Annotated in this window: 12 protein-coding genes and 1 riboswitch; of the genes, 7 read left to right on the plus strand and 5 right to left on the minus strand. The window is 67.7% G+C overall.

Annotated features, from left to right (window positions below; all coding sequences use genetic code 11):
- The coding region (locus QE494_RS08975; protein WP_300042599.1) for a cell division protein ZapA at positions 1–86 on the minus strand (86 nt) is incomplete at its 3' end.
- A gap of 42 nt (positions 87–128) precedes the next feature.
- Positions 129–341, minus strand: a complete 213-nt coding sequence (locus QE494_RS08980) for a DUF904 domain-containing protein (RefSeq protein ID WP_300042591.1) — start codon at positions 339–341, stop codon at positions 129–131.
- 32 nt (positions 342–373) lie between these two features.
- Positions 374–625, plus strand: a riboswitch (cobalamin riboswitch).
- Between the two features lie 85 nt (positions 626–710).
- Here QE494_RS08980 and QE494_RS08985 point away from each other — a divergent pair.
- Genes QE494_RS08985 through QE494_RS09005 form a run of 5 tightly spaced genes read left to right on the plus strand, consistent with a single transcriptional unit; the run spans position 711 to position 6,122 of the window.
- The gene (locus QE494_RS08985; protein ID WP_300042592.1) at positions 711–2,600 is read left to right on the plus strand and encodes a TonB-dependent receptor; all 1,890 of its coding nucleotides are present in this window, start codon (positions 711–713) and stop codon (positions 2,598–2,600) included.
- Positions 2,601–2,625: 25 nt separating this feature from the next.
- On the plus strand, positions 2,626–3,423 hold the full coding sequence (locus QE494_RS08990) for a cobalamin-binding protein (protein WP_300042593.1): 798 nt from the start codon (positions 2,626–2,628) through the stop codon (positions 3,421–3,423).
- Positions 3,416–4,324, plus strand: a complete 909-nt coding sequence (locus tag QE494_RS08995; protein ID WP_300042594.1) for an ABC transporter substrate-binding protein — start codon at positions 3,416–3,418, stop codon at positions 4,322–4,324. The genes QE494_RS08990 and QE494_RS08995 overlap by 8 nt, the downstream gene beginning before the upstream one ends.
- On the plus strand, positions 4,321–5,319 hold the full coding sequence (locus QE494_RS09000) for an iron ABC transporter permease (protein ID WP_300042595.1): 999 nt from the start codon (positions 4,321–4,323) through the stop codon (positions 5,317–5,319). The genes QE494_RS08995 and QE494_RS09000 overlap by 4 nt, the downstream gene beginning before the upstream one ends.
- Before the next feature lie 23 nt (positions 5,320–5,342).
- Positions 5,343–6,122 (plus strand): ABC transporter ATP-binding protein, encoded by a 780-nt coding sequence (locus QE494_RS09005; protein WP_300042600.1) that lies wholly within the window; start codon positions 5,343–5,345, stop codon positions 6,120–6,122.
- On the opposite strand, the gene QE494_RS09010 is transcribed toward QE494_RS09005, so the two are convergent.
- Positions 6,107–6,871, minus strand: a complete 765-nt coding sequence (locus tag QE494_RS09010; protein WP_300042596.1) for an SDR family oxidoreductase — start codon at positions 6,869–6,871, stop codon at positions 6,107–6,109. The two genes, QE494_RS09005 and QE494_RS09010, sit on opposite strands and share 16 nt — an antisense overlap.
- 295 nt (positions 6,872–7,166) lie before the next feature.
- Here QE494_RS09010 and QE494_RS09015 point away from each other — a divergent pair, with 295 nt between their 5' ends.
- Positions 7,167–7,607 carry a universal stress protein gene (locus tag QE494_RS09015; protein WP_300042597.1) on the plus strand — a complete coding sequence of 147 codons (441 nt, stop codon included), beginning with the start codon at positions 7,167–7,169 and terminating at the stop codon, positions 7,605–7,607.
- A gap of 62 nt (positions 7,608–7,669) precedes the next feature.
- On the opposite strand, the gene crcB is transcribed toward QE494_RS09015, so the two are convergent.
- Together crcB and nth are read right to left on the minus strand one after the other, a co-directional pair.
- Complete coding sequence (crcB, locus tag QE494_RS09020; protein ID WP_300042602.1) at positions 7,670–8,050, minus strand: fluoride efflux transporter CrcB; 381 nt, start codon at positions 8,048–8,050, stop codon at positions 7,670–7,672.
- Positions 8,051–8,084: 34 nt separating this feature from the next.
- A complete protein-coding gene (nth, locus tag QE494_RS09025) occupies positions 8,085–8,735 on the minus strand; it encodes an endonuclease III (RefSeq protein ID WP_300042598.1) in 651 nt (216 codons plus the stop codon).
- A gap of 87 nt (positions 8,736–8,822) precedes the next feature.
- Between nth and QE494_RS09030 the strand changes: the two genes are divergently transcribed.
- Positions 8,823–10,331, plus strand: a 1,509-nt coding sequence (locus QE494_RS09030; RefSeq protein WP_300042603.1) for a gamma-glutamyltransferase family protein, incomplete at its 3' end; no start/stop codon positions are given.

Below are 10,331 nucleotides of genomic sequence, written 5' to 3' on the forward strand. Positions count from 1 at the left end.
ACCGCCTCGCGCAGACGGGCCTCGCCCCCTTCGGGACAGCCGAGCAGGTAGCTCTGGCCCATGATCTGGACTTCGATCTGGTTCATGGCGGGGCGGTCAGCGATAGAGGAGAGGGAGGTGGCTGGCGATCAGGACGTGTTCTTCACGTCGGGGAGCCGGTCGAGCAGCGCGTCGACCCGGGCACGGGCGGCGGACAGCCGGGACTTGAGTGAATCTCGCTCCTGGGTGAGCGACTCTACCTGGGCGACCAGCAGCGCGTTGGTGCGCTGGAGCTCCTCATGGCGCAGCAGCAGGCGCTCAACGCGCTCGGCAATTTGCTCCATGGGCGTGGCCTGGGTCATGGTCATTATTGTAGGGTTTGAGAAGGGCCATGGCCTAGAATGGATGCGTTGGTGCTCGCGATGTGGCTCTCACACCGCAGTTCAACGGGAAGCAGGAGGGCCAGTGCGTGCGAACGCCGGCCCAACCTGCGCTGCCCCCGCAACGGTAAGCGGAGCGTGCGAGGCCTTCTTGAGAAAGACGGCGCGCACCCGGCTCATCAATCAGCCACTGGGCCCGCAAGGGCCTGGGAAGGCGATGAGGCGATCCGCCAGCCCGGATACCGGCCAACGAGGTGGCCGGCAGGCCTCGCCGCAAGCGAGACTGCCGGCCGTGACGCCCAATGCGCTGGCGGGGAACCCGGCGCGGGCCATTCGTTTGTGTGCTTCCTCATGACCATTCGTGTGCTTTTTGCATCGCGCCTCGGTGCGGCCTTCCTGGCCGTTGGCGTGTCCTTCATTCCCTGCGCTTTCGCTCAATCGAACCTTGTGTCACAGGCCCGTCCCGAGTTGGCGCCCGCCTTGCCAACGATCACGGTGACTGCTACCCGCATCGAGTCCCGCGCCGACGAGGTTCTGGCAGATCTCGTAGTGATCGAGCGGACAGCCATCGAGGCGTCCTCTGCTCGTACCCTGCCGGAGTTGTTGTCCCGCGAGGCGGGTTTGCAGACCAACTCCAATGGCGGGCCAGGCCAGGCAGCGAGCATCATCACCCGCGGCAGCAGCGGTCGGCATACGCTGCTCCTGATCGATGGTGTGCGGGTAAATTCCCTCTACACCGCAACCGCACCGTGGGAAACGATTCCAGTAGAGTCCATAGAGCGGATTGAAGTGCTCAAGGGGCCGGCGTCTGCACTCTATGGCGCGGATGCGGCCGGCGGCGTCGTCCAGGTGTTCACCCGGCAGGGGCGCGAGGGCCTGCGCAAGCAAATTTCCGTCACTGCTGGCAGCCTCGGCCACGGCCGTGTGGCGGCCTCGATCGAAGGCGGTACGAAGGACGGGAGTCGTTTTGCGCTTGCGGCCCAGCAATTGGCTGAGCGCGGCATCTCGGCTACCAGCCCAAACGCCTCTGCCGTCGCTTCGCCGTATGTGCCCTACATTCCCGACCAAGACAGTTTTCGCCAAGGCTCGGTCAACGGCTCGTTGCTGCTGCCACTCAATCATGACTGGCGCTTAGCAGCAAGCATGTTTTACTCCAACGGAGTTTCCCGGTTCGACGAATATGGCGGCAGTTCCCTCGATTCCCGTAGTGCCGTCCGTGCCACGGTGGCCCGTACTGCATTGACCGGCAAGCTGTCCCCGGGTTGGCTGACCGAGCTGAGCCTGGGCAGGTCCGAGGATGCGCACAACCCGATCTTGTCGGCAAGCTACTCGCCGGTTGATAGCGCACGGAACGAGATGACCTGGCAAAACACCTTCCCGACGCGTGCGGGTGCCTTGTCAGCCGGTCTGTCCGCGACTCTCGAATCCATCGTCACCACGCCCGCTCCCCCTCGCTCCTCCCGCAGCACTCGTTCGGCCTTCATGGGTTTGAATGGTCAGAAGGGCGTTAGCACCTGGCAGGCCAACCTGCGGCGAGATCTGAGCTCGAACTATGGCGAGCGCAATACCGGGTTGGCGGCCATCGGCATTCAATTGACCCCTGCCTGGCGCGCCAGCGCCTCCTGGGGGCAATCCTTTGTGGCGCCTTCTTTCGGTGATCTCTATGACCCCTGGGTCGGCAATACGTCCCTTAGACCTGAGCAGGGCGTTAATCGGGAGGTGTCGCTCCAGTGGGCGGAATCGGTGGGCCAGGCCAAGATCACCTATTTCGATAATCGTCTCCGTGGGTTGATCGCCTATGACGGCGCGACAAACACGATCAACAACGTGGGCGCTGCCCGACTGCGAGGTTGGACGCTGTCCAGTAAAGCTCGCGTCGGTATGGTCAACCTGCAGGGCTCGCTGGACCAACTCGATCCGCGTGATGAGGACACCGGCAAGGTGCTGGCCCGCCGCGCTCGCCAGCAGGCGTCGCTCGGCGCCGATTTGCAGCAAGGCCCATGGCGCTGGGGTGGGAGCGTACTCCAGGTCGGGGCTCGTTACGACGACTCATCCAACAGCGCCAATCGGTTGTTGCCGGCTTATGCCACTTTGAATCTGTTCGGCGAATGGCGCTTCGCTCGGGACTTCGACCTGCAGATCAAGTTGAACAACGCAACCAACGAGCACTACGAAACCGTCTATGGTTTCAGCCAGCCTGGCCGTACGACCTACGTCACTCTGCGCTGGCACAGCCGCTAAGCGCGATGCGATGAGCGTCTCTCCCATGCACGGTCCCTGCCGCATCGTCTGTCTGACCGAGGAAACCACCGAGTGGCTGTACCTGCTCGGGCAGGAGTCGCGCATCGTGGGGATCTCTGGCTACACCGTGCGCCCGCGCCGCGCGCGCGAGGAAAAGCCCCGGGTCAGCGCCTTCCTCACCGCCAAGATCGACAAGATCCTGGCGCTTGAGCCCGATTGCGTGTTCGGTTTCTCCGACCTGCAGGCCGACATCGCCAGCGCGCTCATTCGTCAGGGCGTGCAGGTGACGGTGTTCAACCAGCGCAGCGTCGACGAAATTTTTTCGATGCTCTGGCAAGTGGCCGCCTTGGTCGGCGAGGCCGAGCGTGGGCAGCAACTGCTCGGCGCGATGCGTGCGCGCCTGGACGCCATCGCCGCCGCCGGCCGTGCGCTGCCGCGCCGGCCGCGGGTGTTCTTCGAGGAGTGGGACGAGCCGCCGATCAGCGCCATTCGCTGGGTGAGCGAGCTACTGGCCATCGCCGGTGGCGACGACATTTTTCTCGAGCTGTCGCGGCAGTCCCTGGGCAAGGACCGCATCGTGCAGGAGCCGGCCGAGATCATTCGCCGGCAGCCCGAGATGGTGCTTGGGTCCTGGTGCGGCAAGAAATTCCGACCCGAGCGGGTGGCCGCCCGTCCAGGCTGGGAGGCGGTGCCGGCGGTGCGGGACGGGCAGTTGTTCGAGATCAAGTCCGCCGACATCCTGCAGCCAGGCCCGGCCGCACTGACCGATGGCGTCGAGCGCATGCACCGGCTCATTCTTGACTGGAGCGCGCGTCATGGCTGATGGCCACCCCTGGCGCAGGGGCTGGGCGATCGGCCTCCTGATTGCGCTGCTCGCGCTGTTGCTCGGGCTGGCGCAGCCCGTGCGGGCTGAGCCGGTGCGTATCGTCGATGACCGTGGTCGCACCATCACCCTGCCAGCGCCGCCGCGGCGTATCGTGAGCTTGCTGCCATCGCTCACCGAGACGGTCTGCGCCTTGGGCGCCTGCGACCGGCTGGTCGGCGTGGACAACTATTCCAACTGGCCCGATCGGGTGAAGTCCTTGCCGCATGTGGGTGGTCTGGAGGACGCTCAGGTTGAGACCGTGGTGGCCCTGCGGCCCGACCTGGTCCTGGCCGCCACCTCGACCCGCTCGGTCGCACGGCTGGAGGCCCTGGGTCTGCGTGTGCTGGCCATTGAGCCGCGCACGCTCGCCGACCTGCGGCGTGTGATCGCCCAACTCGACCAGGCGCTGGCCACCGGCCAGGGCGCGGCGCTGCAAGCCGGCATCGACCAGGCGCTGGCAGGAGCTGCCAGCCTGGTGTCGCCGGCCGCCCGGGGCCGCCGGGTGTATTTCGAGGTGAGCGAGGCGCCCTACGCGGCCAGCGAGGCCTCCTTTGTCGGCGAACTTCTCGCGCGCCTGGGGGCTACCAATGTGGTGCCGGCCTCCCTGGGACCCTTCCCCAAGCTCAACCCGGAGTTCGTGGTGCGGGCCGATCCACAGGTCATTCTGACCACGTCCGGCAGTGCGGTCCGGATCGCCGAGCGCCCTGGTTGGCGGGCTATCTCTGCTGTCCGCGAGTCGCGGGTGTGCGCCTTTACCCCGGCACAGGCCGACGTTCTGGTTCGGCCCGGCCCGCGCCTGGGCGAGGGCCTGCGGCTGATGGCCGATTGCCTGGCCGGACCGATCGGCCGAGCGCCATGAACGCCATCCCCGGCCGCTCTCCCTGGCTGCTCGCAGGTTTGCTGGTGTTGGCCGGCCTGGCCCTGGTCGCCTTGGGCCTGGCGGTGGGCAGCACGGGCTGGCACTGGCCCTGGAGCGCGGATGCACCCGACGCAGGGCAGGCCGCCATCCTCTGGGAAATTCGTTTGCCTCGCAGCCTCGGCGCCTGGCTGGCTGGCGCGCTGCTGGGCCTGGCCGGGGCAGTGGCCCAGGGCCTGTTCCGTAACCCCTTGGCCGATCCGTATTTGCTCGGCAGTGCCAGTGGCGCCAGCCTCGGCGTGGCCGTTCTTCTGGCCGCCACCGGGCTGCCATCTGCTGCGACGGACTGGTTGCCGCAACTGGGCATCACGGGCGCCGCCTTCGCTGGTGCGCTCGGCGGGGTGCTGCTCACGCTGGCTTTGGCCCGCGGCGTGCAGCAGACCCTGCGCCTGCTGCTGGCGGGGGTGATCGTGGGGGTGGTACTGGGCGCGTTGTCCTCGCTGCTGCTGATGCGGCTGCCGGAGGTGATGCGTACCTTGCAGGGCTTCATGCTCGGGAGCACCGGCTTCTTGGGCTGGTCGGCGGTTCAGGTGCTGGCTCTGTCCCTCGTGCCGGCGCTGATCGTGGCCCTGGCCCTGGCCCGGGCCCTGGACGCTCTGGCCTTGGGTGAGGCAACCGCGCTCAGCCTGGGCGTGCCCCTGGGCCCGGCTCGGGGCCTGCTGGTGGCAGTGATGGCCCTGGCTACCGGCGCGGCTGTCGCCCAGGTGGGGCTGGTGGCTTTTGTGGGCCTGGTGGCGCCGCACCTGGTGCGGCTGGCGGCCCGGCCCACGCACCGCGCCTTGCTGCCCCTGTCGGCGCTGGCCGGTGGTGCGCTCTTGCTCGCTGCGGATGTGGCCAGTCGCTGGGTGCTCGCACCGCAAGAGCTACCGGTGGGCGTGCTCACCGCAGTGCTAGGCGGCGGCTACCTGCTGTGGCTGATGCATCGGAGGCCGCTGTGAGCACCGCGCTCTCTGCACCCCTAATTTCTGCCAGCGCACTTTCCGCACGCGCACTGGCGGTGGCACGCGGTGGCAGACCCGTGATCGCCGGGCTCGACCTGGCGCTGCCGGCTGGCCGCTGGACTGCGGTGGTCGGCCCCAACGGTGCGGGCAAGACCACTTTGCTCATGGGCTTGGCTGGACTCCTGCCATGCCAAGGCGAAGTCCGCTGGCTGGGACAGTTGCCCCGTGACCTCGGCACGCGCGGCCGTGGTCGTCTGCTGTCCTGGCTCGGGCAGGGTGAGGAGGGCGCTGCCGCCGACCTGCTGGCCCATGACGTCGTGATGCTCGGCCGACTGCCGCACCAGGGCTGGCTGGCTGCGCCGTCGGCGCCCGATCGCGCGGCGGTCGAGGAGGCGATGCGCCGCACCGGCTGCTGGGACTGGCGCCATCGGGCCTTGGGCGAGCTTTCGGGCGGCGAGCGCCAGCGTGTGCTGCTGTCGCGGGCGCTGGCGGTCCAGGCGCCGCTGCTGCTGATGGACGAGCCCCTGGCGCACCTGGATCCGCCGCACCAGGCCGACTGGCTGCACCTCGTGCGCGCCCATGTTGCGACCGGCGGGACGGTGGTCTCTGTGCTGCATGACCTGAACATGGCACTGCAGGCGGATGCCCTGGTGCTGATCGACCAAGGCCAGATCCATCACCAGGGCGCGACCGATGACCCGGCGACCCACCGCGCGCTGGAGGCGGTGTTCGACCAGCGGGTGGCGGTGTGCGGTGTCGACGCCAGCTGGGTGGTGCTGCCGGCTCAGCGCGCCAGGTAGCCGCCGTCTACGGGGTAGTAGCTGCCAGTGACGAAGGAGGCCTTGGGCGAGGCCAGCCATGTGACCAGTTCGGCCACCTCCTCGGGCTGGCCCAGGCGACCGATCGGGTGCTGGTCGATCAGCATGGCGCGGGCGCCAACATCGGTTTCCATCGCGGCGATCATCGGCGTGTGGATAAACGCCGGTCCCACCGCATTGATCCGCACGCCCTGCGCTGAGTACTCCAGCGCCGCAGTTTTGGTCAGTCCCACCACCCCGTGCTTGGCCGCGGTGTAGGCCGGTGCATTGGCGAAGCCGACCGCACCCAGGATTGAGGCGACATTCACGATCGCGCCGCCGCCGTTCTTGAGCATCTGGGCGATCTGGTACTTCATGCCGTAGAACACCCCCGAGAGGTTGGTGGCGATGACCTGGGCCCAGGCCTCCAGCGGATATTCGGCCGTGGGCGCGAGGGTGCCGCCAATGCCGGCGTTGTTGCAGGCCATGTCCAGCCGCCCGAAGTGCGCCACGGCCTGGGCGACCAGCGCCTCGCAGTCGCCGGGTCGGGCGACGTCGGCGACCACGAACAGAGCGGGGGCGCCAGCCGCCTGGGCCATGGCCACGGTCTCGCGGCCGCCAACCTCTTGTGTGTCGGAGACGACCACGGCCACGCCCTCGCGGGCCCAGGCCAGGGCAATGGCCCGGCCGATGCCTGAGGCAGCGCCGGTGACGAGGGCGACGCGCTGCGTCTTGGAGTCGGGCAATGGCATCGGAATCTCCCAAGCGTGAATGGACCCGGCAGGCTACTTCTCGCAGCTGGCGGCTGCTTTGACCTAGATCTAGAGATCGGGCAATCGGTGTGCCTGGCGCGGGTCCCGGCGCCGCGTGCGGCAGAGCGGCTCCTGCACCTGCACCTGCATCTGCATCTGCATCTGCATCTGCATCTGCATCTGCATCTGCAGCTCAGCGGCGCGTACGCGCGAGATCCCGCGGCCGCGGTTGATGGATCGTGTCTGCGGGTCTACACTGGCTACGGTTCCACTTGTCCCCCGTGAGGAGCTCTCCATGTACAAGCGCATCCTGATGGCCTACGACGGCAGCGAAGCCGGCCAGCGAGCCCTGCTCGATTGCAGCGAGATCGCCCAGTGGAGCGGTTGCGAGGTGGTTCTGGTCGCGGTGATGCCGTCCATGATCGCCTTCGTCGGACTCGAGGGCGGTGTCTACGACGCCGAGCTCGAAGCCCGCGAGCGCAGCAAGTTCGACGGCGTGCTACAGGACGGGCTTTCCCGGCTAAAGGCAGCCGGCTTTGGCGCCGCCCGCGGCGAGGTGGCGACCGGCGAGGCCATCGAGGAAATCACCCGCTACGCACGCAAGGTGCAGGCCGACCTCATCATCGTCGGACACAAGCACGTTGACGGCTGGGCCGCGCGCTGGTGGCGGGGATCGATCTCCGGCTCGCTGATCGCCAATGCGCCTTGCAGCGTGCTTTGCGTGGTGACGCAATAGGCGCGCTGGGCATTGGGTAAAGGGCGCCAGGGGCTTGGTCACCCAGCGCAATTTGAGGCCTGTCAGCGCGCCAGCCACCAGGCGGTGGCCTTAAGACCGACCCAGGTCAGGCCCAGGGAGCCAATCAGGTGAATGGCGGCCAGGCTGAGGGCTTGGCCGGGACGATCGGCCAGCAGCAGTTGAAGGGTCTCTGCCGAGAAGGTGGAGAAGGTGGTCAACGCGCCCAGGAACCCGGTCACAAGCGCCAAGCGCCACAGCGGGTCGATCTCCGGGTGGGCGTTGAACAGCGCAATCAGCATGCCGACCACCAGCCCGCCGGCCAGATTGGCCGTCAGCGTGCCCAGGGGCACCCAGGTCGCGCCGGTGTTGAGCCACAGCCCCAGCTGCCAGCGGGCGACGGCGCCCAAGCTGGCGCCCAGGCACAGGACGAACACAGGAAGCAGGGCGCGCACGGAGGGCAAGGGTTCTGTGCCGCGCTCAGGCGCGAGCGCCCGCAGCCTGCGTCTTGGGCTTGAAGTCGCAATACCGGGCCACCGCGCACTCCCAGCAACGGGGTTTGCGCGCCTGGCACACATAGCGGCCATGGAGGATCAGCCAATGGTGCGAGTCGACCGCGTAGGCGGGCGGCACCCGCTTTTCGAGGGCAAGTTCCACCTTCAGCGGATTCTTGCCGGGGGCCAGGCCGGTTCGATTGCTCACGCGGAAGATATGTGTGTCCACCGCCATGGTGGGCTGTCCGAAGGCCACGTTCAGCACCACATTGGCGGTCTTGCGGCCGACGCCGGGCAGGGCCTCCAGCGCCTCGCGAGTGCGAGGCACCTCGCCCTTGTGTTGCTCGACGAGGATGCGGCAGGTCTCGAGCAGGTTGCGTGCCTTGGTACGGTACAGGCCAATCGTCTTGATGTAGCTCTCGAGGCGCGCCAGCCCGAGATCGAGCAGGGCCTGCGGCGTGTTGGCCACCGGGAACAACCGCCGCGTGGCCTTGTTCACGCCCACATCCGTAGCCTGGGCCGAGAGCAACACCGCCGCCAGCAGCTCAAAGACGCTGGTGTAGGCCAGTTCGGTCACCGGTTGAGGGTTGGCCGCCTTCAATGTGGCGAAGAAGGGCTCGATGTCCTGCACTTTCATGGGCTGCGAGTGTAGGGGAAGCCCCGCAGCCGCCAGCCGGCCACAGCCTTGGCCAATAATGGTCGACGCACTTTGTCTCTGTCCACCATGCACTTCGACTACCGCAATCCCTATCCCACCGTCCGCCTGCCGGTCTTCGCCCGCAACGCCGTGGCCACCTCGCACCCCCTCGCGGCCCAGGCCGGCCTGCGCATGCTGGCAGCCGGAGGTAATGCGGTCGACGCCGCTGTCGCCGCCGCCGCCGCAATGACCGTGTGCGAGCCGGTGAGCAATGGCCTGGGCAGTGACGCCTTCGCCATCGTCTGGGACGGCCACAAACTTCACGGGCTCAATGCTTCTGGCCGCGCCCCCCAGGCCTGGACCCCGCAGTACTTCCGCGCCAAGGCGGGGGAGGGCGCCTCCTCGCCCCCCAAGCGCGGCATCGACGCGGTCACCGTACCCGGCGCCGTGGCCAGCTGGGTGGCGCTGTCTGAGCGCTTTGGCCGCCTGCCCTTTGCCGACCTGCTGGCCCCGGCCATCGAGATCGCCGAGCGCGGCTACCTGATGCCTGTGGTGGTGCAGCAGAAATGGGCTGCAGCCACGCCCGAACTCGGCGGCTTGCCCGGCTTCGCCGACGCGTTTCTACCTTGGGGCCGCGCACCGCAGGTGGGCGAGTTGTTCCGCTTCCCGGCGGCTGCGCGGGGCCTGGCCGCCATCGCGCGCACCCGGGGCGACGCCTTCTACCAAGGTGAGATCGCACAGGCGCTGGCCAAGTTCTCCCGGGAGCAGGGCGGCGCGCTCACTGCAGCCGACCTGGCCGGCTACCGGCCCGAGTGGGTGGACCCGATCGGCCAGGACTACCGGGGCTACCGCCTGCACGAGATTCCGCCCAACGGACAGGGCATCGCCGCGCTCATGGCGCTGGGCATCCTGGGCCACTTCGAGCTGCAGGGCCTAGACCCAGACGGCGTGGCTGCCCAGCACCTGCAGATCGAGGCGATGAAGCTGGCCTTCGCCGATGTGTACCGCTATGTGGCCGAGCCCTCGGCGATGGAACTCTCGGCCGAACAACTGCTCGATCCGCAGTACCTTGCATCCCGCGCTCGCCTGATCGACCCGCGCCGCGCGCAGGACTTCCAGGCTGGCAATCCCGTCAAGGGCGGCACCATTTACCTCACCGCTGCCGACGAAAACGGCATGATGGTGAGCTTCATCCAGAGCAACTACTTGGGCTTTGGCTCGGGCTGCGTCGAGCCCACCTTCGGCGTGAGTTTGCAAAACCGCGGCCATGCCTTCTCGCTCGATGCCGGCCCCAACCAGGTGGCGCCTGGCAAGCGGCCCTTCCACACCATCATTCCGGCCTTCCTCACAAAAGAGGGACAGCCGGTCATGAGCTTTGGCGTCATGGGCGCGAACATGCAGCCGCAGGGCCATATGCAGACGGTGGTGCGCATGGTGGACTTCGGTCAGAACCCGCAGGCCGCTTGCGACGCGCCGCGCTGGCGCTTCAACGCAGGTCTGGAGATCAACGTCGAGCCACAGATGGACCCCGCCACCGTGCAAGGCCTGACTGACCTCGGGCACCAGGTGGGCGTCATCCACGACAACTATCAGGAC

The sequence above is a fragment of the Ramlibacter sp. genome (assembly GCF_029866045.1).
In the GTDB taxonomy this organism is placed as follows: Bacteria; Pseudomonadota; Gammaproteobacteria; order Burkholderiales; family Burkholderiaceae_C; genus Ramlibacter.

What these genes read in the sequence shown, in the direction of transcription:
- QE494_RS08980 (WP_300042591.1), bottom strand. Translation starts at nt 341, where the DNA reads ATGACCCAGGCCACGCCCATGGAGCAAATTGCCGAGCGCGTTGAGCGC.
- QE494_RS08985 (WP_300042592.1), top strand. Translation starts at nt 711, where the DNA reads ATGACCATTCGTGTGCTTTTTGCATCGCGCCTCGGTGCGGCCTTCCTG.
- QE494_RS08990 (WP_300042593.1), top strand. Translation starts at nt 2,626, where the DNA reads ATGCACGGTCCCTGCCGCATCGTCTGTCTGACCGAGGAAACCACCGAG.
- QE494_RS08995 (WP_300042594.1), top strand. Translation starts at nt 3,416, where the DNA reads ATGGCTGATGGCCACCCCTGGCGCAGGGGCTGGGCGATCGGCCTCCTG.
- QE494_RS09000 (WP_300042595.1), top strand. Translation starts at nt 4,321, where the DNA reads ATGAACGCCATCCCCGGCCGCTCTCCCTGGCTGCTCGCAGGTTTGCTG.
- QE494_RS09010 (WP_300042596.1), bottom strand. Translation starts at nt 6,871, where the DNA reads ATGCCATTGCCCGACTCCAAGACGCAGCGCGTCGCCCTCGTCACCGGC.
- QE494_RS09015 (WP_300042597.1), top strand. Translation starts at nt 7,167, where the DNA reads ATGTACAAGCGCATCCTGATGGCCTACGACGGCAGCGAAGCCGGCCAG.
- nth (WP_300042598.1), bottom strand. Translation starts at nt 8,735, where the DNA reads ATGAAAGTGCAGGACATCGAGCCCTTCTTCGCCACATTGAAGGCGGCC.